The 20,308-nt window shown below is 59.0% G+C and carries 22 protein-coding genes; 14 read left to right on the top strand and 8 right to left on the bottom strand.

Features of this window, described 5'->3' with window-relative positions:
• The first annotated feature begins 230 nt into the window (after window positions 1-230).
• From IV01_RS05265 to IV01_RS05305, 9 genes are all read left to right on the top strand, one after another.
• Entirely contained in the window at window positions 231-995 is a 765-nt protein-coding gene (locus IV01_RS05265; RefSeq protein ID WP_032630656.1) for a transporter substrate-binding domain-containing protein, read from the top strand.
• A gap of 107 nt (window positions 996-1,102) precedes the next feature.
• Window positions 1,103-2,320, top strand: a complete 1,218-nt coding sequence (locus IV01_RS05270) for a methyltransferase (RefSeq protein WP_032630655.1) — start codon at window positions 1,103-1,105, stop codon at window positions 2,318-2,320.
• Between the two features lie 315 nt (window positions 2,321-2,635).
• Window positions 2,636-3,154: a Dps family protein gene (locus tag IV01_RS05275; RefSeq protein WP_032630654.1), complete on the top strand. Its 519-nt coding sequence runs from the start codon at window positions 2,636-2,638 to the stop codon at window positions 3,152-3,154.
• A 385-nt stretch (window positions 3,155-3,539) separates the two neighbouring features.
• Window positions 3,540-4,679: a homoserine O-succinyltransferase MetX gene (metX, locus tag IV01_RS05280; RefSeq protein WP_032630653.1), complete on the top strand. Its 1,140-nt coding sequence runs from the start codon at window positions 3,540-3,542 to the stop codon at window positions 4,677-4,679.
• Window positions 4,680-4,686: 7 nt separating this feature from the next.
• On the top strand, window positions 4,687-5,307 hold the full coding sequence (gene metW, locus IV01_RS05285; protein WP_032630652.1) for a methionine biosynthesis protein MetW: 621 nt from the start codon (window positions 4,687-4,689) through the stop codon (window positions 5,305-5,307).
• Between the two features lie 127 nt (window positions 5,308-5,434).
• Window positions 5,435-5,869 (top strand): DUF4426 domain-containing protein, encoded by a 435-nt coding sequence (locus IV01_RS05290; RefSeq protein WP_032630650.1) that lies wholly within the window; start codon window positions 5,435-5,437, stop codon window positions 5,867-5,869.
• The gene (rdgB, locus tag IV01_RS05295; RefSeq protein WP_032630649.1) at window positions 5,866-6,477 is read left to right on the top strand and encodes an RdgB/HAM1 family non-canonical purine NTP pyrophosphatase; all 612 of its coding nucleotides are present in this window, start codon (window positions 5,866-5,868) and stop codon (window positions 6,475-6,477) included. Before IV01_RS05290 ends, rdgB begins: the two co-directional genes overlap by 4 nt.
• Window positions 6,474-7,688, top strand: a complete 1,215-nt coding sequence (hemW, locus tag IV01_RS05300; RefSeq protein WP_032630648.1) for a radical SAM family heme chaperone HemW — start codon at window positions 6,474-6,476, stop codon at window positions 7,686-7,688. Before rdgB ends, hemW begins: the two co-directional genes overlap by 4 nt.
• A 9-nt stretch (window positions 7,689-7,697) precedes the next feature.
• Window positions 7,698-8,021 carry a DUF3392 family protein gene (locus IV01_RS05305; protein WP_032630647.1) on the top strand — a complete coding sequence of 108 codons (324 nt, stop codon included), beginning with the start codon at window positions 7,698-7,700 and terminating at the stop codon, window positions 8,019-8,021.
• Window positions 8,022-8,155: 134 nt separating this feature from the next.
• Here IV01_RS05305 and trmB read toward each other — a convergent pair whose 3' ends face one another.
• The 4 genes from trmB to IV01_RS05325 all read right to left on the bottom strand — a co-directional run bounded on the left by trmB (window position 8,156) and on the right by IV01_RS05325 (window position 10,688).
• A complete protein-coding gene (gene trmB / locus IV01_RS05310; RefSeq protein WP_229636154.1) occupies window positions 8,156-8,803 on the bottom strand; it encodes a tRNA (guanosine(46)-N7)-methyltransferase TrmB in 648 nt (215 codons plus the stop codon).
• A gap of 235 nt (window positions 8,804-9,038) precedes the next feature.
• Window positions 9,039-9,833, bottom strand: a complete 795-nt coding sequence (locus IV01_RS05315) for a thiazole synthase (protein ID WP_032630645.1) — start codon at window positions 9,831-9,833, stop codon at window positions 9,039-9,041.
• Window positions 9,834-9,888: 55 nt separating this feature from the next.
• On the bottom strand, window positions 9,889-10,089 hold the full coding sequence (gene thiS, locus IV01_RS05320) for a sulfur carrier protein ThiS (protein ID WP_032630644.1): 201 nt from the start codon (window positions 10,087-10,089) through the stop codon (window positions 9,889-9,891).
• 221 nt (window positions 10,090-10,310) lie between these two features.
• Window positions 10,311-10,688 (bottom strand): DUF423 domain-containing protein, encoded by a 378-nt coding sequence (locus tag IV01_RS05325; RefSeq protein ID WP_032630643.1) that lies wholly within the window; start codon window positions 10,686-10,688, stop codon window positions 10,311-10,313.
• Between the two features lie 74 nt (window positions 10,689-10,762).
• On the opposite strand from IV01_RS05325, the gene mtgA reads away from it, so the two are divergent.
• Window positions 10,763-11,473 (top strand): monofunctional biosynthetic peptidoglycan transglycosylase, encoded by a 711-nt coding sequence (mtgA, locus tag IV01_RS05330; RefSeq protein ID WP_032630642.1) that lies wholly within the window; start codon window positions 10,763-10,765, stop codon window positions 11,471-11,473.
• Window positions 11,474-11,735: 262 nt separating this feature from the next.
• On the opposite strand, the gene rpoH is transcribed toward mtgA, so the two are convergent.
• The 4 genes from rpoH to ftsY all read right to left on the bottom strand — a co-directional run bounded on the left by rpoH (window position 11,736) and on the right by ftsY (window position 15,931).
• Window positions 11,736-12,590: an RNA polymerase sigma factor RpoH gene (gene rpoH, locus IV01_RS05335; RefSeq protein ID WP_032630641.1), complete on the bottom strand. Its 855-nt coding sequence runs from the start codon at window positions 12,588-12,590 to the stop codon at window positions 11,736-11,738.
• 109 nt (window positions 12,591-12,699) lie between these two features.
• On the bottom strand, window positions 12,700-13,731 hold the full coding sequence (gene ftsX, locus IV01_RS05340) for a permease-like cell division protein FtsX (RefSeq protein WP_032630640.1): 1,032 nt from the start codon (window positions 13,729-13,731) through the stop codon (window positions 12,700-12,702).
• A complete protein-coding gene (gene ftsE, locus IV01_RS05345) occupies window positions 13,728-14,399 on the bottom strand; it encodes a cell division ATP-binding protein FtsE (RefSeq protein WP_032630639.1) in 672 nt (223 codons plus the stop codon). Before ftsE ends, ftsX begins: the two co-directional genes overlap by 4 nt.
• Window positions 14,396-15,931: a signal recognition particle-docking protein FtsY gene (gene ftsY, locus IV01_RS05350; RefSeq protein ID WP_032630638.1), complete on the bottom strand. Its 1,536-nt coding sequence runs from the start codon at window positions 15,929-15,931 to the stop codon at window positions 14,396-14,398. Before ftsY ends, ftsE begins: the two co-directional genes overlap by 4 nt.
• On the opposite strand from ftsY, the gene IV01_RS05355 reads away from it, so the two are divergent.
• The 4 genes from IV01_RS05355 (at window position 15,930) to rsmD (ending at window position 20,057) form a co-directional block, all read left to right on the top strand.
• Entirely contained in the window at window positions 15,930-16,208 is a 279-nt protein-coding gene (locus IV01_RS05355) for a hypothetical protein (protein WP_032630637.1), read from the top strand. The genes ftsY and IV01_RS05355 overlap by 2 nt on opposite strands.
• Before the next feature lie 428 nt (window positions 16,209-16,636).
• Complete coding sequence (locus IV01_RS05360; RefSeq protein ID WP_032630636.1) at window positions 16,637-17,989, top strand: M16 family metallopeptidase; 1,353 nt, start codon at window positions 16,637-16,639, stop codon at window positions 17,987-17,989.
• Window positions 17,986-19,464: a M16 family metallopeptidase gene (locus IV01_RS05365; RefSeq protein ID WP_032630635.1), complete on the top strand. Its 1,479-nt coding sequence runs from the start codon at window positions 17,986-17,988 to the stop codon at window positions 19,462-19,464. Before IV01_RS05360 ends, IV01_RS05365 begins: the two co-directional genes overlap by 4 nt.
• Complete coding sequence (gene rsmD, locus IV01_RS05370) at window positions 19,464-20,057, top strand: 16S rRNA (guanine(966)-N(2))-methyltransferase RsmD (RefSeq protein WP_032630634.1); 594 nt, start codon at window positions 19,464-19,466, stop codon at window positions 20,055-20,057. Before IV01_RS05365 ends, rsmD begins: the two co-directional genes overlap by 1 nt.
• Window positions 20,058-20,308 lie beyond the last annotated feature (251 nt).

The raw sequence follows: 20,308 nt of genomic DNA, 5'->3' as shown, positions 1-20,308 counted from the left end.
CAGTACATCCACCCGATATTTATGGTCTGAAATGCCGCCTTCCCGGCTAAAGCCGGTCCCACGTCGGCACTTCTGCTTGCGAGCAAACATAGAATCTCCCAAAGGAATCTGTTCACAACCGCACAAACAAAACCTTTGCCTAACCCGCGACGTTTCGCCTTAAATCAGGTCGAACAGCAGCCACTCCACAACCGCCAGCAAGTCCAGCACCCGTAATCGGAGCAACACCCATGCAGACGTACAGAAAATTCCTGCTGGTCGCAGCCGCCACTTTGGCGTTCACGACCAGCGCTTTTGCGGTAGAAACGCTGAAGATGGGTGTTCAAGGGGCTAATCCGCCGTTCAACAGCAAAGATGCCAGCGGTCAGGCATCAGGCTTTGACGTGGAAATAGGCAAGGCGCTGTGCGCCAAGATGAAGGTTGAGTGTGAAGTGGTTATCCACGACTGGGACAGCATGATCCCGGCATTGGTCGAAGGCCAATTCGACTTCGTCATGTCGTCCATGTCGATCACTGAAGAGCGCAGCAAGCTGGTTGACTTCACCACGCCTTATTACTCCAGCAAGTTGCAGTTCGTGGCCGCCAAAACGGCTGATATCAAGACTGACAAGGCATCGATCCGCGACTCGCTGTTGGGCAAGACCCTGGGCACCCAGGCCTCGACACAGTCCTCGGCCTGGCTGCAGGAAAACCTGGGCATGGATATCACCCTGCGGCTATACGATTCTCAGGAAGCTGCCTTCACCGACCTCGCTGCTGGCCATGTGGACGCGGTGCTGGCCGACAAATACGTGGCCTACGAATGGCTCAAGAGCGAGCCTGGCATGAACTTCGAGTTCAAGGGCGATGCGGTGCTGGACAACGACAAGATGGGCATCGCCGTACGCCTGAATGATCCTCTGCGCGCCCGACTCAATCTGGCGATCAAGGAAATCATCGAGGACGGCACGTACAAGAAGATCAACGACAAGTATTTCCCGTTCAGCATCCTGTGACTGCAGTGCTCAAGTTGGAACAGCCGGGAATGGACCTTACAGCCGAAGCATTTTTCGCGTTGGTCATGTAGTCTTCCCGGCTAAAGCCGGTCCCACTTGAGTTGACCATGGCCAACCACCCTGCTTTGCACGATGAACAGCTTCGCAGCCGGTTCCGGGCACTGGACAGTTTTCTGTTCGCCTGGCAGCCGTTGTGGCGGCCGAAGCCTTTCACTCATTTGCAACTGCCTTGGGAACGCCAATATCCCGAGCTGGCGGACTGGCTGCGGCAGCGTTCACTGAGTGAAGCGGAAGCCGCCCACAATCAGCCCGATCAATTGGCGGCGCCTTTCCCCTTCCCCCAGCTTGCTGCAGAAGCCGTCGCACTAAGTGATGCACCTGCGCTGCCGGCAGCCAGCCTTGAGCCTGTCGAGCCACGGATGAGTATTGATGTGCCGGGCCGCAAGTGGCAGCAGATCGAAGCCTTCGCCAGCCGTCTGAGCTTTGAGCGCCCCACTCTTCACTGGCTGGACTGGTGCTCCGGCAAAGGCCACCTTGGGCGTCGGCTGGTTCGGGCTGATCAGGCGCTGACCTCGCTGGAATACGACGCAAAACTGGTGCAAGCCGGGCACGAGCTAAGCGCTCGTCTGAGAATCGACGCAACCCATTTACATCAGGACGTCATGGCCGATGATGCCTGGCGACGCCTGCAAAGCCATCACACGCCGGTCGCGCTGCACGCTTGCGGCGATCTGCATGTGCAGTTGATGCGCCTGGCCAGTCAGGTGGGCTGCGCGCAACTGGCTATTGCGCCTTGTTGCTACAACCGGATTAGCACCGAGCATTATCAGCCCATGTCCAGCGAAGGTCAGGCATCGGCCTTGAAACTGTCCCGCGATGATCTTGGCCTGCCCTTGAGTGAAACCGTCACCGCTGGCGCCAGGGTCCGACGGCAGCGCGATCAATCCATGGCGCAGCGTCTCGCCTTTGATCTACTGCAACGGCAAGTGCGTGGCATCGACGAATACCTGCCAACTCCCTCGCTGCCCAGCGCGTGGCTGGAAAAACCCTTCGCGACTTATTGCCGTGATCTGGCCGACCTCAAAGACTTGCCCGACCTCGGCGAGCAGAATTGGTCCAGCCTTGAAGCTGCTGGCTGGGAGCGACTGGCACAGGTTAGGAATCTGGAATTGGTTCGCAACTTGTTCCGTCGGCCACTGGAGCTTTGGCTGGTCCTGGATCGAGCGCTTTATCTGCAAGAGCAGCATTATCAAGTTCGCGTCGGGACCTTCTGCCAGAGCCTTATAACCCCGCGCAATTTGCTATTGATCGCTCAATTGCGTTGACGCGAGCTGCAACAGCCTGTGGATAAGTCTGTTGATGAAAAAACGACTCATCGATCATTTGCTTAGTTGGCTACTTATCCGGACGGTCAACAAATCACTCAGATGGACAAATTAAACTCTTATAAAACATAGCCTTAATCGGCAATGCGAACACTTCCACATATTTCATTCCATTTGGTTCTTTAAGGCCGGCCGTTGTGCATAAAAATTTGAGCACAATGGGAAAAGAAGCCCGACCGCACAGGTGATGGAATGCGATCAGGACGCCGAAAGGCACTGCCTGCACGCCTACCACCCTCTGGAGGGAAACGCCTGATGAAAAATCTGGAAGCTACTAAAGAGCTGCGCAAAGCCGATCTTCATACCCCCAACAGCCTGGGCGAAGACGCTCGCCGTGACCTGTCCGCCGAATTGAATACGCTGCTGGCCGACATTTTTGGGCTGTACCTGAAGACCAAGAACTTTCACTGGCACATGTCCGGACCGTACTTCCGTGACTACCACTTGCTGCTGGACGATCAGGCCGATCAGATCTTCGCCACCACCGACGCGATTGCTGAACGGGTGCGCAAGCTGGGCGGTACAACCCTGCGCTCAACCGGCCACATCCAGCGCCTGCAACGTATCGCCGACAACGACGCCGATTTCGTGACGCCTGCGGACATGCTGGCCGAACTGCGCGACGACAACATGCAACTGGCCAACTACATGCGCGAAACCCATGCCCTGTGTGACGAACACAACGACGTCGCCACCGCCAGCCTGCTGGAAAACTGGATCGACGAAGCTGAACGGCGTATCTGGTTTTTGTTTGAGTCGGGTCGTACAGCTTAAAGATAGGCAGACTTGGGTCACACAGGTTCGGTGATCGTATGTAGGTGCGCGCTTGGTCTGGGCCGCATTCGGACGATGAACGAGGACGCGGTCTCATGAGCACCACGGAACCTGTGGGAGCAAGCTTGCTTGCGAAGGCGGTGTTTCGGGCGCAGATGATGTGTCGCCGGTGATTGCCTCTTCGCGAGCAAGCTCGCTCCCACAAGGCCGGACTTGTAGTCTGCCTGACACACCGCAGTGCCTATATCGCGGGCAAGCGCGCTCCTACAGCAAAACACCGCTCTCACTGGGTTTCGTACGACCTTGGCCCCCCACCAAATTCCTTGGTTGCCCCCCTACCCCGCGGTCTTTAGACTTACGCCTCATTTAAGCGAGAGCAGGGTCGATGTCCACGGTCTTTCCCGAAGATTCTGTCGGTCTAGTCACGCCGCAACTGGCACATTTCAGCGAGCCTCTGGCACTGGCCTGTGGCCGTTCGTTGCCTGCCTACGACCTCATGTACGAAACCTATGGCCAACTCAACGCCACGCGCAGCAATGCCGTGCTGATTTGCCATGCGCTTTCCGGCCACCACCATGCGGCGGGCTTCCATAGCGTCGACGAACGAAAGCCAGGCTGGTGGGACAGTTGCATTGGCCCCGGCAAGCCTATCGATACCAATCGCTTCTTCGTCGTCAGCCTGAACAACCTTGGTGGCTGCAACGGTTCAACAGGCCCGAGCAGCGTCGACCCGGAGACCGGCAAGCCTTTCGGCGCGAACTTCCCGGTGCTTACCGTGGAAGACTGGGTTCACAGCCAGGCGCGTTTAGCGGACCTGCTCGGCATCGAGCAATGGGCGGCAGTGGTCGGCGGCAGTCTGGGCGGCATGCAGGCGCTGCAATGGACCATGACTTATCCGAATCGGGTTCGTCACTGTCTCGCCATCGCCTCGGCACCCAAGCTGTCGGCGCAGAACATTGCCTTCAACGAAGTGGCGCGTCAGGCGATCCTCTCAGACCCGGAATTCCATGGCGGCGACTTCCAGGAATTCGGCGTCATCCCCAAGCGCGGCCTGATGCTGGCGCGAATGGTTGGGCACATCACTTATCTGTCCGACGACTCCATGGGCGAGAAATTCGGCCGGGGCCTAAAGAGCGAGAAGCTCAATTACGACTTCCACAGCGTCGAGTTCCAGGTTGAAAGCTACCTGCGCTATCAGGGCGAAGAGTTTTCCGGGCGTTTTGATGCCAACACTTACCTGTTGATGACCAAAGCGCTGGACTACTTTGACCCGGCGGGCGCGTTCAATGACGACCTGGCCGCCACCCTGGCCAACGTCACCGCCGATTTCTGCGTGATGTCGTTCACCACTGACTGGCGCTTCTCGCCGGCCCGCTCCCGGGAACTGGTAGACGCGTTGATGGCGGCGAAGAAGAACGTCTGCTACCTGGAGATCGACGCACCTCAGGGCCACGATGCGTTCCTGATTCCGATCCCGCGCTACCTGCAGGCGTTCTCCAGCTACATGAACCGAATTGTACTTTGAGGACGCCATGAGAGCCGATCTGGAAATCATCCAAGAATGGATCCCTGCAGGCAGCCGCGTGCTCGACCTGGGTTGCGGCGACGGCGAACTGCTGGCCTGGCTGCGCGATAACAAGCAAGTCACCGGCTACGGCCTGGAAAACGATGCGGACAACATTGCCCGCTGCGTGAGCAAAGGGGTCAACGTCATCGAGCAGGATCTGGACAAAGGCCTGGGCAACTTCGCCAGCGACAGTTTCGACGTGGTGGTCATGACTCAGGCGCTGCAAGCCGTGCACTACCCGGACAAGATCCTCGACGAAATGCTGCGCGTGGGCCGCCAATGCATCATCACCTTCCCCAACTTCGGTCACTGGCGCTGCCGCTGGTACCTGGCGACCAAGGGCCGGATGCCGGTCTCGGACTTTTTGCCTTACACCTGGTACAACACGCCCAACATCCACTTCTGCACTTTTGCCGACTTCGAAGAGCTATGCCGTGGCCGCCACGCGCGAGTCATTGATCGGCTCGCGGTGGATCAACAGCATCGACACGGATGGGCCAGCAAACAATGGCCTAACCTGTTAGGTGAGATCGGTATCTACCGGGTCAGCAGCCCGGGGTTGCAGGAACACAAGATCGCAATCTAAAAATCACGCACACACCCTGTAGGAGCGCGCTTGCCCGCGATTCGATTTTGAACTTGGCATATCAGTCAACTGAACGAATGCCGTCGCGGGCAAGCGCGCTCCTACAAGTTTGATAAGGAGAACAACCATGCGTCGTCTGGCAATCATGTTGATGTGCGCTCTGAGCCTGTCGGCGTTTGCCGCCGATTACGCCAAGCCGAACCGGCAAGAAACGTTTGGCGACGTGACGGTCTATTACAACGCGTTCGCTTCCAGCACCTTGTCGAAGGAAGTGGCCGCTGCTTCGGACCTGATCCGCAGCAAGCAATTGAGCGTCCTGAACATCACCGTGCTCAAGACTGGCAAGCCAGTCCCGTCGGTGGTTACCGGCACCTACAAAGACCTGACCGGGCGTCCTCAGCCGCTGACTTTCAAGCAAGTCACGGACAAGGGCTGGGTCAGTTACATTGCGCAGTTCCCGGTCAAACAGGCCGAAACCTACACCTTTAATATCGATGTGAAAGCTGGCAGTGAAGCCCCCCACTCCTTCAGCTTCAATCAGGAAATCTACCCAGGCGAATGATGAATTTTCCGCAGCTCGTATTGGCCAGCCACAACGCTGGCAAGCTCAAAGAACTCCAGGCCATGCTCGGCGACAGCGTGCAACTGCGCTCCATCGGCGAATTCAGCAGCGTCGAGCCTGAAGAAACCGGCCTGTCGTTTGTCGAGAACGCCATTCTCAAGGCACGCAACGCCGCGCGGATTTCCGGCTTGCCGGCACTGGCTGACGATTCAGGGCTGGCGGTGGACTTTCTAGGCGGCGCGCCTGGCATCTATTCAGCCCGTTACGCCGACGGCCAGGGCGATGCCGCGAACAACGCGAAGCTGTTGGACGCGCTCAAGGATGTGCCTGAAGAGCAGCGCGGCGCACAGTTCGTCTGCGTGCTGGCACTGGTGCGTCACGCAGATGACCCGCTGCCGATCCTTTGCGAAGGCCTGTGGCACGGGCGCATCCTGACTGCCGCCAGCGGTGAGCATGGTTTTGGCTACGATCCGCTGTTCTGGGTGCCTGAGCGTGATTGCTCCAGTGCGCAATTGAGCCCTGCCGAGAAGAACCAGCTCAGCCATCGCGCCCGGGCCATGGCGATTCTGCGTCAGCGCCTTGCCTTGCAAACCGCAGACCTGAAATGACCCAGGAAACGCCTGCAAAACCGCTGTTCCTCGGCGAAACCGGTTTTACTTCGACCGAGCCGAGGGCTGCGTTGCCGCAACTGCCGCCACTTTCGCTGTACATCCACATCCCGTGGTGCGTGCGCAAATGCCCGTATTGCGACTTCAACTCCCACACCGCCAGCCCGGTGCTGCCGGAAGCGGAATACATCGACGCCTTGTTGGCCGACCTGGATCTGGATCTGCCCCACGTGCATGGCCGTGAGTTGAGCTCGATCTTCTTTGGTGGCGGCACGCCAAGTCTTTTCAGCGCTGATGCACTGGGCCGCTTGCTCAAGGGTGTTGAACAGCGCATACGTTTTGCCAGCGACATCGAAATCACTCTGGAAGCCAACCCCGGCACTTTCGAACAGGCGAAGTTCAGCGCCTACCGCGGGCTGGGCATCAATCGTCTGTCGATCGGCATTCAGAGCTTTCAGGAAGCCAAACTCAAAGCCTTGGGCCGTATTCACAACGGCGACGAAGCCATTCGGGCTGCGGACATGGCGCGGCAGGCGGGCTTCGATAACTTCAACATGGACTTGATGCACGGCCTGCCCGATCAATCCCCAAGCGATGCGTTGGGCGATCTGCAACAAGCCATCGATCTAAAGCCGACGCATCTGTCTTGGTATCAGCTGACGCTGGAGCCGAACACGGTGTTCTGGAACCAGCCGCCGACGTTGCCGGAAGACGACATTCTCTGGGACATCCAGGAAGCCGGTCAGCTGTTGCTCGCAGAGAACGGCTACGCGCAATACGAAGTTTCAGCCTACGCGCAACCTGGCAGGCCAGCTCGGCATAACCTGAATTACTGGAGCTTCGGCGATTTTATCGGCATCGGCGCTGGCGCCCACGGCAAGCTCAGCCATCCAGACGGGCGCATCGTGCGCACTTGGAAAACCCGCCTGCCCAAGGATTACCTGAACCCCGCCAAGCCGTTCAAGGCGGGCGAGAAGCTGCTGAGCCTCGACGAACTGCCCTTCGAATTCCTGATGAATGCCCTGCGCCTGACAAATGGCGTGGACGCTGCGTTATTTCGCGAACGCACCGGTCTAAGCCTCAATTCACTGGCCAGCGCCCGTCAGCAAGCCGAGCAACGCGGCCTGCTGCACACGGACCCGGCCCGATTAGCCGCAACGCCGCAAGGCCAGCTATTTCTCAACGACCTGCTGCAATACTTTTTGATCTAAGGACCCTGAATGGATTTGATACTCGACCTGCTCGCCACAGTCTCCCGCTGGAGCCGCAGTAACCTCTCGGAAATCGCCTTGGCGTTGGTAGGCTGTTTGCTGGTGTTGTTCGGCGCGGACTTCAAGAATTGGGTCGAAGGCAGAATCAGCAGCTTCGCCGGAGCTTTGCGCATTCCGCTGATGGCCTTGCTGGTGACTATCGGCAGTGGCGCGGCGTTGATCTATGCAACGCCTTGGGTCATCCGCGGGCTGAGCCAGTTCAACAACTACAGCCTGGCGCCGGTGTTGTTAGTGGTGCTGGTTTTGATTGGGGTGGTTGCGGACAGGAAGTGAAGCGAGGCTGAAACATTTAACATCACTTGTGGGAGCGAGCTTGCTCGCGAATGGATCCTTCAGGCGCCGGACCTGTATTGCCCATACCGACGCCTTCGCGAGCAAGCTCGCTCCCACGGGGCTGATTGTGGAGATTAATCCACCTTCTCAAACTTCAAATCCCAAACCCCGTGCCCTAAACGCTCACCACGGCGTTCGAACTTGGTGATCGGGCGTTCGGCCGGGCGTGGGACGCACTTGCCGTCTTCGGCCAGGTTGCGATAACCCGGTGCGACGTTCATCACTTCCAGCATGAACTCAGCATAGGGTTCCCAGTCGGTCGCCATGTGCAGAACACCGCCCACCTTGAGCTTGCTGCGCACCAGCTCAGCAAAAGCAGGCTGGACGATGCGGCGCTTGTGGTGACGGCTCTTGTGCCATGGATCCGGGAAGAACAGCATCAGGCGATCGAGGCTGTTGTCGGCGATGCAGCGATTGAGCACTTCGATGGCGTCGCAATCGTAGACCCGCACGTTGGTCAAGCCCTGAGTCAGCACGCCATTGAGCAGTGCGCCAACACCCGGATTGTGAACCTCAACACCGATGAAATCCTGATCCGGCGCGGCAGCCGCCATCTCCAGCAAGGAGTGGCCCATGCCGAAGCCGATTTCCAGGGTGCGCGGTGCCGAACGGCCGAAGACCTGATCGTAATCCACGGGTGCGTCAGTCAGCGGCAGCACGTACAGCGGACGGCCCTGATCCAGCCCACGCTGCTGGCCTTCGGTCATACGGCCGGCACGCATCACAAAACTCTTGATACGGCGGTGCTGGCGCTCTTCGCCTTCTTCGGCAACAGGCAGCTCTGGGTTTGGAACGTCTGGATCGGTCATCAAAAGGGTCTCATCAAACAACGCGTACTATCTGAATTAGTGCTTTCCTGTAGGAGCTCACGAGCAACGCGAGGCAGCGATAGCGGTGGGTCAGGCAAATCGCTATCGCTGCCTCGCGTTGCTCGTGAGCTCCTACATTGTTACTGCTTTACCGAATCAACCCTTCCAGCGGCGAAGACGCGCTGGCGTAGAGTTTTTTCGGCATGCGGCCGGCGAGGTAGGCCATGCGACCGGCGATTACGGCATGCTTCATGGCGGCGCCCATCAGGATCGGATCTTGCGCGTGGGCGATGGCCGAGTTCATCAGCACCGCTTCACAACCCAGCTCCATGGCGATGGTTGCATCGGACGCGGTGCCGACACCGGCATCGACCAGCACCGGGACTTTGGTCTCTTCCAGGATGATCTGCAGGTTGTACGGGTTGCAGATCCCCAGACCGCTGCCAATCAGGCCAGCCAGGGGCATGATCGCGATACAGCCGATCTCCGCCAGCTGGCGCGCGATGATCGGGTCATCACTGGTGTAAACCATCACGTCAAAGCCGTCCTTGACCAGCACTTCGGCGGCCTTGAGGGTTTCGATCACGTTGGGAAACAGGGTTTTCTGGTCAGCCAGCACTTCCAGCTTGACCAGGTTCTTGCCGTCGAGCAGCTCGCGGGCCAGACGACAGGTGCGCACCGCCTCGATGGCATCGAAGCAACCAGCGGTGTTCGGCAAGATGGTGTAACGATCCGGCGGCAGGACATCCAGCAGGTTCGGCTCCCCTGGATTCTGGCCCAGGTTGGTGCGGCGTACCGCGACCGTGACAATTTCGGCACCCGACGCTTCGATGGCCAGACGGGTCTGCTCCATGTCCACGTATTTGCCGGTGCCCACCAGCAGGCGTGACTCGAAAGTCCGACCGGCCAGGATAAACGGCTTGTCGCTGCGAACGTTGCTCATTGGAAATCCTCTTGGAAGTTGAGGTCTGGCCGTGGGAATCAAGACTTGCCGAAGCCTAGCCGCCGCCGATGGCGTGGACGACTTCGACTTGATCGCCTTCGCGCAGCGCCGTGGACTCATGCTGGCTGCGCGGCACGATATCCAGGTTCAACTCGACTGCAACACGACGCCCGGCAAGATCAAGGCGGGTAAGCAATGCCAGAACGGTCGCGCCGTCAGGCAATTCAAAGGGTTCACCGTTCAACTGAATGTGCATGCGCGGGAGCAGCCATCATTTTTGGGGGCGAGCATTCTAGCCCGATCAGGCGGTATGACCAAGGTAAAGCCATGCCATTCGTCTTTACCGAGACACACCAATTTCCGTCTGCGGGAGCGAGCTTGCTCGCGAAGGCTTTTTCAAGCGAAGAGGTGTGTTGAATGTACTGACCTCTTCGCGAGCAAGCTCGCTCCCACGGGCATGAGTTTTAACTCAGGCCATCAAACCCCACCCAACCGCCATGCCGTCAAACCCAGCAACGCCCAGCCCACTAGAAACGCCAACCCGCCGAACGGGGTGATAATCCCCAGTTTGCTGATCCCGGTAAGGGTCAACACGTACAGGCTGCCGGAAAACAGCACGATCCCCAGCGCAAACGACCAGCCAGCCATGGTCATCAAGCGGCCTGGAAGCTGCGCGGCAAGCACCGCCACACCCAGAATCGCCAACGCATGAATCAGTTGGTAGAGCACGCCGGTGTGGAAAATCGCCAGGTATTCAGGGCTCAGGCGATTCTTCAGGCCATGGGCAGCGAAGGCTCCCAGTGCCACGCCCGTAAAGCCGAAAAACGCTGCCAACATCAAAAAGGTACGAACCATTACTAACTCCAAATCGTTCAAAGGCGCACGGTCTGTATAATGGCCCGCTCAATGGGTTCGGCCAAGCCATCTCTATGCTGCAATCACTCGTTCGTCTTTTCATCAAAGCCCTGCTCTGGTTCGCAGCGGGCAGTATATTGCTGGTCCTGATCTTCCGTTTCGTGCCGCCGCCCGGTACGGCGCTGATGGTCGAGCGCAAGATTGAATCATGGGTCGATGGCAAGCCTATTGATCTGCAGCGCACCTGGCAGCCTTGGGACAAAATTTCCAACGACCTGAAAGTCGCAGTGATTGCCGGTGAAGATCAGAAGTTCGCCGAGCATTGGGGCTTTGACGTGGAAGCGATTCAGGCCGCCATCGCCCACAACGAGCTGGGCGGCTCGGTTCGCGGGGCTAGCACCCTGAGCCAGCAGGTGTCGAAGAACCTGTTCCTGTGGTCGGGTCGCAGCTATCTACGCAAAGGCCTGGAAGCGTGGTTTACCGGATTGATCGAAATACTCTGGTCCAAGCAGCGGATTCTTGAGGTATACCTCAACAGCGTTGAATGGGATGACGGCGTGTTCGGTGCCCAGGCCGCCGCGCAACACCACTTCGGCGTCAACGCCAGCGCGCTCACAATGCAACAGGCCAGCTATCTGGCCGCCGTGCTGCCCAATCCCCGTGAATGGAACGCTGGCCGTCCGAGCAGCTACGTCGCCGGCAGAGCCAGCTGGATTCGTCAGCAGATGCGTCAGTTGGGTGGGGATGAGTATCTGGTGGGGCTGAATCACAGCCGCAAGTGGTAATTAGTCGCTGATCCTGTAAGACCTCTATGTTGGTATGCAAGCTGACGTGGGACAGGCTTTAGCCGGGAAGAGGCCGATGCATCCACTGCATATGTATCGGCTGAACTGCTGCCTTCCCGGCTAAAGCCGGTCCCACGTCATCGCATCAGGTTGGGGGCAAACATAAAAATTCCCCACAGGATGAAACGGCGTCCGCCCTGCAAACAAAAACGCCCTGACCGGTTTCCCGATCAGGGCGTTTCTTTGGGTTGGCGAAGCGGCTTTACGCAGCGATCGACAACTTGAGCTTGTTCATCGCGCTCTTTTCAAGCTGACGAATACGCTCGGCGGAGACGTTGTACTTCTGCGCCAGGTCATGCAGGGTCGCTTTCTCTTCAGCCAGCCAGCGCTGGTAGAGGATGTCACGACTGCGGTCGTCCAGCACATCCAGCGCCTGATGCAGATTGGCAGTGGAGTTGTCAGTCCAGTCGGAATCTTCCAGCTGACGCGCCGGATCGTAACGATGGTCTTCCAGATAGTTGGATGGCGACTGGAACGCGCTGTCATCGTCGGCTTCAGCAGCCGGGTCGAATGCCATGTCGTGACCAGTCAGACGGCTTTCCATCTCCCGCACTTCACGGGGCTCCACACCGAGGCTTTCGGCCACGCGATGGACTTCTTCGTTGTTCAGCCAGGCCAGACGTTTCTTCTGGCTGCGCAGGTTGAAGAACAGCTTGCGCTGGGCCTTGGTGGTCGCGACTTTCACAATGCGCCAGTTGCGCAGGATGAACTCGTGGATTTCCGCCTTGATCCAGTGCACCGCGAACGAAACCAGACGCACACCCATTTCCGGGTTGAAGCGCTTCACGGCCTTCATCAGACCGACGTTACCTTCCTGGATCAGGTCAGCCTGGGCCAGACCGTAACCCGAATAACTGCGTGCGATATGCACAACAAAACGCAGGTGGGCGAGGACCATCTGCCGAGCCGCCCCCAGATCCTGCTCATAATAGAGACTCTCAGCCAGTTCACGCTCCTGCTCAGGCGTCAGCAAAGGGATGCTGTTGACCGTGTGCACATAGGCTTCCAGGTTCGCACCCGGGACTAAGGCATACGCAGGTTGCAAAGAAGTGGTCATACGAAATGTTACCTCCGTCACATGACTCGTGCAGTTCAGCACTGCAAAATTGACCGGGAACCGCGAGACAAGTTCCCATATTCAGATATGTCAATACATGAAGAATAATTTAACGAGGTGCCAGCTCACGTAAATGGCGTGCTACTGCGATCCACGCACCGATATACCCCAACAACACCGCTCCAAGCAAGAGGGATAGACCATCGGACGCCGGAACGCCAGCCAGTGAAAAGTCGCTTCCGTACAATCCGGCAAGGCCGATCACGGCATCGTTGAGCCAATCCAGGCCATAAGCCAGCACGCCCCACGAGAGGAAACCCGCTCCCAGCCCATAGAGTGCACCCATATACAGAAAAGGACGCCGTACATAACTATCGGTGCCACCGACCAGTTTGATGACTTCGATTTCAGTCCGACGGTTTTCGATATGCAGACGGATGGTGTTACCAATAACCAGCAGCAGCGCCGAAACCAACAGCACAGTCAGACCAAACACAAACCGATCGCCCAGCTTGAGAATGGCCGCCAGACGCTCGACCCAGACCAGATCCAGCTGCGCTTGCTCAACGTGTGGCATACCGGCCAGACGGGTACGCAAGGCTTCCAGCGCGGGCTTGTCGACTTCATCAGGCGTGACCAGCACCACGCCCGGCAGAGGGTTGTCCGGCAGTTCCTTGAGCGCCTCCCCCAGACCCGACTGCTGCTGGAACTCCGCCAGGGCCTGTTCGCGGCTGATGTATTCCGCCTCCGCAACACCCGGCATCAATCTAATTTCGTTACGCAGGCTTTCGCCCTGGCTGGCGCTTGCATCGAGCTTCAGATAAATCGAAATCTGCGCCGCTCGTTGCCAGGAACCACCCAGTCGCTCGACGTTGTTCAATAACAACGACAGACCCATGGGCAGGCTCAGGGCAATTGCCATCACCAGACAGGTAAAGAAGCTGCCAATCGGCTGCTTGCCCAGACGTCGCAGGCTGTCTATCAGGCTTGAACGGTGACTTTCCAGCCAGGCGTTGAACAGCGTGCCGAAATCCGGACCGTCATCGTCGTGGCTGTTTTTCTTCGGTTTCTTCTGCGGGCCCGGATCAGCGGCTTTTGGCGAGACGCGCTCAGAGACCTTAGGGGAACGTGTAGCACTCATACCCCAGCCTCCCCGTCGCCAATCAGACGGCCGCGCTGCAAGGTCAGCATGCGGTGGCGCATGCGGGCGATCAGCGCCAGGTCATGGCTGGCAATCAACACGCTGGTGCCCAGCCGGTTGATGTCTTCAAATACACCCATGATTTCCGCTGCCAGTCGTGGATCGAGGTTACCGGTCGGCTCATCGGCCAGCAGCAAGGCTGGACGGTGAACGATGGCCCGAGCGATACCGACCCGCTGCTGCTGCCCGGTGGACAAGTCCCCTGGGTACAACTCGGCCTTGTCGCCCAGGGCAACGCGCTCGAGAGCCGAATCCACCCGCTTGGTGATTTCCGGCTTGGACAACCCGAGGATCTGCAACGGCAAGGCGATGTTGTTGAACACCGTCCGGTCAAACAGCAACTGGTGATTCTGAAACACGACGCCAATCTGGCGACGCAAAAACGGAATCTGTGCGTTGCTGATCTGCCCAAGATCCTGACCGGCCAGGAGCAGTTTGCCCGTGGTCGGACGCTCCATGGCCAGCAACAGACGCAGCAAGGTACTTTTGCCAGCACCAGAGTGCCCGGTCACAAACAGAAACTCGCCACGACGCACTCGAAAGCTCAGCTCATGCAGGCCGACGTGTCCGTTCGGATAGCGTTTACCGACCTGTTCGAAACGAATCATTTGGCTTCTCGCTCCGCAAACAGTGCCTGAACAAAGGGTTCGGCTTCAAACGTGCGCAGGTCGTCGATGCCTTCACCAACCCCGATATAACGAATTGGCAGACCAAACTGCTTGGCCAGAGCGAAAATCACCCCGCCCTTGGCCGTACCGTCGAGCTTGGTCAATGCCAGGCCCGTCAGCTGTACGGTTTGATTGAATTGCTTGGCCTGATTGATCGCGTTTTGACCGGTACCGGCGTCGAGCACCAGCAGCACTTCGTGAGGCGCCTCGGCATCCAGCTTACCCATCACCCGGCGAACTTTCTTCAGCTCTTCCATCAGGTTGTCTTTGGTGTGCAGACGACCCGCGGTATCGGCGATCAGGACATCAATGCCACGGGCCTTGGCCGCCTGTACCGCATCGAAGATCACCGAAGCCGAATCCGCGCCGGTGTGTTGGGCGATGACCGGAATACTGTTGCGCTCACCCCAGACCTGCAACTGTTCGACCGCAGCGGCGCGGAACGTATCGCCCGCCGCCAGCATGACTTTCTTGCCTTCCAGTTGCAGCTTCTTGGCCAGCTTGCCGATGGTCGTGGTTTTACCCGCGCCATTGACGCCTACAACCAGAATCACGAACGGCTTGCGGCTGACGTCGATGATCAGCGGCTGCTCTACCGGCTTGAGCATCGTCGCCAGCTCTTGCTGCAGGGACGTGTACAACGCCTGGGCATCGGTGAGCTGCTTGCGCGCGACTTTCTGGGTCAGGCTTTGAATGATCACACTTGTGGCTTCGACACCCACGTCGGCGGTCAGCAGCCGGGTTTCGATTTCTTCCAGCAGGTCATCGTCGATGGCCTTCTTGCCCAGAAACAGGCTGGCCATGCCTTCGCCGATGCTGGCGCTGGTCTTGGACAAACCCTGTTTGAGGCGGGCGAAGAAGCCTGCCTTGGTGGCTTCGGGTTGAACGGCAACCGGCGCGGGAGGTGTGTCGATAGCGGGGGCGGCAGCGACTGCGGCAGCCGGGGACAAGGCAGCAACCACGGGCGGGATGACCGGCTCGGGTTGAGGCTCAGGCTCTACGGCGACTGGCTCTGGCTCTGGAACGATAGTCGATTCAGGCTCGGCCATTGGCACATCAATGCGCGGCTCAGGCTCGGTTTGGGCCTCGTGCTGCACGTCGACCGGGTATTGCGGCGCGATCGGTGGCGTAATGTGAAGCTCGTATTCGTTGACCAGCGCCACCGGTTCTTCAGCCACTGGCAATGACGGCCAGGGCTGGTGCGGTACGTCGCTGAGCGGCTGGGACTGGGGTTGAGGTTCGGTGGCCTCCACCACCACAGTTTCGCCAACCGGCGGCTGGGTCTCTGCCGGGGCAAACTGCGGCTCAACGGCGTCCGGAGTCGATTCAATCACCGGCTCAGGTGCTGCTGCGGATAAGTCTTGCGGCGGTTCGACCGGAGTTTCCTGCGGCTTCTTGCGCAGCCATCCGAACAGGCCTTTCTTCTCACCAGCCGGGGCTGGGTTCTTCTTGTCGTCGTTGGAACCAAACATGGATGACGGCTATCTCAAGGTAGCGACGCGCCGGAGCGGCGCCTCTGAAAAATTCTGGTATGCGAAACAGACTACGTTTATGCCCGCTTGTTCAGCTACAGGTCAGCTACACCCTGCAACCGTACTTGATCAAACTACGCTCGATTATCTGAATGGAACCCATTCTGTAGGAGCGCGCTTGCCCGCGATGACGTATGCGCAGGCAATTAATATGGTGACTTTAAAATCCCATCGCGGGCAAGCGCGCTCCTACTGGACCATGTTTGTTTTGCGATAGCGCCGTGTCAGTAACACAGCAGGATCGCCTGCGAAGAATCCGCGCATAGACCTATCTGAGTCGTTTGTCATAGTCGGGAGCGAGACTGGCCGCTATCCTAGGGCGTGTCATCAGTTATTTCCACCGCCGCGTTGCCAGCTAAAAGCGCGCCAGGCAAGACGCAGGCCGAAGGGAATGTGTGTTTCCTTTCCAAGGCCTGCAACGCAGCATGGCGCGTTTTTAGCTGACAACCCGGAGGGCCGGGCCTGAGATTATGCAGGGCGGCGTTGCTCGTTGCTCGTTTGGAATGACCAAACCACGCTCCTCGCGCCTTGCCCTGCATAATCTCAGGCTCCGGCGCGGCAGTGGAAATAACTGATGATACGCCCTAACCCCCGCGCCCGTGGACGCTAAGTTCAAACGGGCCGTCTTACAGGTTCAAATTACGAATGAATGCTCTAGCCCGCCGTGCCGCAGGCCTGCTGTTCGGCACAATTTGTCTACCATTCGGTGCAATGGCCGCCGACCCGCAACCTACTCATGAATTCACCCTCGAAAACGGCCTCAAAGTCGTTGTTCGCGAAGATCACCGCGCCCCCGTGGTGGTTTCTCAGATCTGGTACAAAGTCGGCTCCAGCTACGAGACGCCGGGCCAGACCGGTCTGTCCCATGCCCTTGAGCACATGATGTTCAAAGGCAGCTCGAAAACCGGGCCTGGCGAAGCCTCGTTGATCCTGCGCGATCTGGGTGCCGAAGAAAACGCCTTCACCAGCGACGACTACACCGCTTATTACCAGGTGCTGGCCCGTGATCGTCTGGCCGTCGCTTTCGAGCTGGAAGCCGACCGCATGGCCAGCCTCAAGCTGCCTGCCGATGAGTTCAGCCGGGAAATCGAAGTCATCAAAGAAGAGCGTCGTCTGCGCACTGACGACAAGCCGACCTCCAAGGCTTATGAGCGCTTCAAGGCCATGGCCTACCCGGCCAGCGGCTATCACACGCCAACCATTGGCTGGATGGCTGACCTGGACCGCATGAAGGTCGAGGAGCTGCGCCACTGGTACGAATCCTGGTACGCGCCCAACAACGCCACGCTGGTGGTGGTTGGCGATGTAAAACCGGATGAAGTCAAAGCCCTGGCCGAACGCTTCTTTGGCCCGGTCCCGCGTCGCGAAGTACCACCGTCGAAGAAACCGCTGGAGCTGGCCGAACCTGGTGAGCGCCGCATTACCCTGCACGTACAGACTCAACTGCCGACCCTGATGTACGGCTTCAACGTACCCAGTCTGGCCACCGCGGAAGATCCACGCTCGGTCAACGCCCTGCGCCTGATCGCTGCCCTGCTCGATGGCGGTTATAGCGCGCGCATCGCTACTCAACTGGAGCGCGGCGAAGAGCTGGTTTCCGGTGCCGGTGCCAGCTATGACCCCTTCGCCCGTGGCGACAGCCTGTTCACCATCAATGCCACGCCGAACGTGCAGAAGAAGAAAACCCTGGCCGACGTCGAGGCCGGTATCTGGCGACTGCTCAACGAGTTGAAAACCAAGCCGCCGACCGCCACTGAACTGGAGCGGGTACGGGCGCAGGTAATCGCCGGTCTGGTCTTCGAGCGCGATTCGATCACCAGTCAGGCCAGCACCATCGGCGAACTGGAAACCGTGGGCCTGTCGTGGAAGCTGATCGACGAGGAACTGGCTGCGCTGCAAAGCGTGACCCCGGCTGACATTCAGAAAGCCGCCAGCACCTATTTCACCCGTGAGCGCCTCAGCGTTGCGCACGTTCTGCCTGAGGAGAAAGCAAAATGAGTGAGCGCAACGGCCCACGTAACACGCTGTTTGGCCTGCTGCTGACCACTGGCCTCAGTGTTTTCACCGCACAGAGCGTTCTGGCCGAAGAGGCTGCCGACACCGCAGCGCCTTCGCGCCCCGCCCTTGAGTCGCTCAAAGAACTCGATGGCAAGGCACCCGCCCGACGCGCTCTGAACATTCAGACCTGGCAAACCGCTGAAGGCGCCAAGGTATTGTTCGTCGAGGCTCGCGAACTGCCGATGTTCGACATGCGCCTGACGTTCGCAGCTGGCAGCAGCCAGGATCAAACCACGCCCGGCATCGCCGTGCTGACCAACGCCATGCTCAACGAAGGCGTCAAAGGCAAGGACGTCACCGCTATCGCTCAAGGCTTCGATGGCCTGGGGGCTGATTTCGGCAATGGCGCTTATCGCGACATGGCCGTGGCCTCGATCCGCAGCCTGAGCGCCACTGACAAACGCGAACCCGCCTTGAAACTGTTCTCGGAAGTGGTGGGCAAGCCGACATTCCCGGCGGACTCCCTGGCGCGTATCAAAAACCAGCTGCTGGCCAGTTTCGAATACCAGAAGCAGAACCCCGGTTCGCTGGCCGGTAAAGAACTGTTCAAGCGTCTGTACGGTGATCACCCTTATGGCCACCCAAGCGAAGGCACTGAAAAGACCATCCCGGCGATCACCATCGCTCAGCTCAAAGCTTTCCATGCCAAGGCCTACGCCGCTGGTAACGCGGTGATTGCGCTGGTTGGTGACCTGTCACGCGAAGAGGCGCAGGCGGTTGCTGCGCAAGTGTCGGCATCGCTGCCAAAAGGTCCGGCGCTGGCCAAGCTGCCAACGCCGGTTGAACCCAAGGCGGGCGAAACCCACATCGAGTTTCCGTCCAAGCAGACTCACCTGATGCTCGCGCAACTGGGCATCACCCGTGACGATCCTGACTTCGCCGCATTGTCGCTGGGCAACTCGGTGCTGGGCGGTGGCGGCTTCGGCAGCCGCTTGATGACTGAAGTGCGGGAGAAACGCGGCCTGACTTACGGCGTGTCATCGGGCTTCACTCCGATGCAGACCCAAGGCCCGTTCATGATTGGCCTGCAGACTCGTGCCGAACTCAGCGAAAACACGCTGAAACTGGTGCAGGACATCGTCCGCGACTTCTTGGCCAACGGCCCGACGCAAAAAGAACTGGATGATGCCAAGCGCGAACTGGCTGGCAGCTTCCCGCTGACCGCCGCCAGTAACTCGGCGATTGTCGGGCAATTGGGCGCCATCGGCTTTTATAACTTGCCGCTGACCTACCTCGAAGACTTCATGACCCAGTCGCAAGCAGTGACGGTCGAGCAAGTCAAAACCGCAATGAATAAACACTTGAGCGCTGACAAGATGGTAATCGTCAGCGCCGGGCCGACGGTCGCGCAGAAGCCGCTGCCGCCGCCTACCGAAAAACCCGCTGAACGACCTCTCGGGGTCCCGGAGCATTAATGGCCAATCCACGCCCTAAGGGCCACAACGGCCTGGGCCAACTGCGTATCATCGGCGGCGAATGGGGCAGTCGCAAACTGACGTTCCCGGACGCCCCGGGCCTGCGCCCGACGCCGGATCGCGTCCGCGAAACCTTGTTCAACTGGCTGTCGGTGCACGTTGCCGGCGCCAAGGTGATGGATGTCTTCACCGGCAGCGGCGCGCTGTTTTTCGAAGCCCTGTCCCGTGGCGCCAGCATGGGTCTGGCACTGGATAACAGCGCCGCGGCCATCGCCAGCCTGCGCCAGAACCTGAGTATGCTGGGTTGCACCACTGGCCAGGTTTCCCAGACCGATTCGCTGCGCCATCTGGAAAACCAGACAGCCGAGCCTTTCGACCTGGTGTTCCTCGATCCGCCATTCCACCAAGGTCTACTGGCCTCGGCGTGCGCACTGCTTGAGTCTCGCGGCTGGCTGGCGGAAAACGCCTGGATCTACACCGAAAGCGAAACCCCGCCTTCCACCACTGGACTGCCCGGCAACTGGCGTCTGCATCGGGAAAAGAAAGCGGGGCAGGTGTACTACGCGTTGTGGCAGCGGGGAAGCCTGATCTAAACGCCCCTCCCTGTGGGCGATTCTATGTTTGCTCGCATGCGGATGTGACGACGTGGGACCGGCTTTAGCCGGGAAGGCGGCATTCAGAGGATAAATATCGGATGGATGTACTGGCCTCTTCCCGGCTGAAGCCGGTCCCACGTCGTCGCGCCAATATTGAGATCACTCCTGTGTGAGCGAGGCTTGCCGGCGATATAGGCGACCCGGTCCGCCAGCCATACCGTGTTATCGCTGATGGCGAGCAAGCGAGC

The sequence above is a fragment of the Pseudomonas syringae genome, assembly GCF_000737245.1.
Classification (GTDB): Bacteria; Pseudomonadota; Gammaproteobacteria; order Pseudomonadales; family Pseudomonadaceae; genus Aquipseudomonas; species Aquipseudomonas syringae_J.
Note: the sequence above shows the minus strand (reverse complement) of the source record. Positions and strands in the feature narration are given on the sequence as shown.

Bases quoted from the DNA above. Each gene is read 5' to 3' on its own strand.
- IV01_RS05265 (WP_032630656.1), top strand. From the start codon at position 231: ATGCAGACGTACAGAAAATTCCTGCTGGTCGCAGCCGCCACTTTGGCG.
- IV01_RS05270 (WP_032630655.1), top strand. From the start codon at position 1,103: ATGGCCAACCACCCTGCTTTGCACGATGAACAGCTTCGCAGCCGGTTC.
- IV01_RS05275 (WP_032630654.1), top strand. From the start codon at position 2,636: ATGAAAAATCTGGAAGCTACTAAAGAGCTGCGCAAAGCCGATCTTCAT.
- metX (WP_032630653.1), top strand. From the start codon at position 3,540: ATGTCCACGGTCTTTCCCGAAGATTCTGTCGGTCTAGTCACGCCGCAA.
- metW (WP_032630652.1), top strand. From the start codon at position 4,687: ATGAGAGCCGATCTGGAAATCATCCAAGAATGGATCCCTGCAGGCAGC.
- IV01_RS05290 (WP_032630650.1), top strand. From the start codon at position 5,435: ATGCGTCGTCTGGCAATCATGTTGATGTGCGCTCTGAGCCTGTCGGCG.
- rdgB (WP_032630649.1), top strand. From the start codon at position 5,866: ATGATGAATTTTCCGCAGCTCGTATTGGCCAGCCACAACGCTGGCAAG.
- hemW (WP_032630648.1), top strand. From the start codon at position 6,474: ATGACCCAGGAAACGCCTGCAAAACCGCTGTTCCTCGGCGAAACCGGT.
- IV01_RS05305 (WP_032630647.1), top strand. From the start codon at position 7,698: ATGGATTTGATACTCGACCTGCTCGCCACAGTCTCCCGCTGGAGCCGC.
- trmB (WP_229636154.1), bottom strand. From the start codon at position 8,803: ATGCGTGCCGGCCGTATGACCGAAGGCCAGCAGCGTGGGCTGGATCAG.
- IV01_RS05315 (WP_032630645.1), bottom strand. From the start codon at position 9,833: ATGAGCAACGTTCGCAGCGACAAGCCGTTTATCCTGGCCGGTCGGACT.
- thiS (WP_032630644.1), bottom strand. From the start codon at position 10,089: ATGCACATTCAGTTGAACGGTGAACCCTTTGAATTGCCTGACGGCGCG.
- IV01_RS05325 (WP_032630643.1), bottom strand. From the start codon at position 10,688: ATGGTTCGTACCTTTTTGATGTTGGCAGCGTTTTTCGGCTTTACGGGC.
- mtgA (WP_032630642.1), top strand. From the start codon at position 10,763: ATGCTGCAATCACTCGTTCGTCTTTTCATCAAAGCCCTGCTCTGGTTC.
- rpoH (WP_032630641.1), bottom strand. From the start codon at position 12,590: ATGACCACTTCTTTGCAACCTGCGTATGCCTTAGTCCCGGGTGCGAAC.
- ftsX (WP_032630640.1), bottom strand. From the start codon at position 13,731: ATGAGTGCTACACGTTCCCCTAAGGTCTCTGAGCGCGTCTCGCCAAAA.
- ftsE (WP_032630639.1), bottom strand. From the start codon at position 14,399: ATGATTCGTTTCGAACAGGTCGGTAAACGCTATCCGAACGGACACGTC.
- IV01_RS05355 (WP_032630637.1), top strand. From the start codon at position 15,930: ATGGATGACGGCTATCTCAAGGTAGCGACGCGCCGGAGCGGCGCCTCT.
- ftsY (WP_032630638.1), bottom strand. From the start codon at position 15,931: ATGTTTGGTTCCAACGACGACAAGAAGAACCCAGCCCCGGCTGGTGAG.
- IV01_RS05360 (WP_032630636.1), top strand. From the start codon at position 16,637: ATGAATGCTCTAGCCCGCCGTGCCGCAGGCCTGCTGTTCGGCACAATT.
- IV01_RS05365 (WP_032630635.1), top strand. From the start codon at position 17,986: ATGAGTGAGCGCAACGGCCCACGTAACACGCTGTTTGGCCTGCTGCTG.
- rsmD (WP_032630634.1), top strand. From the start codon at position 19,464: ATGGCCAATCCACGCCCTAAGGGCCACAACGGCCTGGGCCAACTGCGT.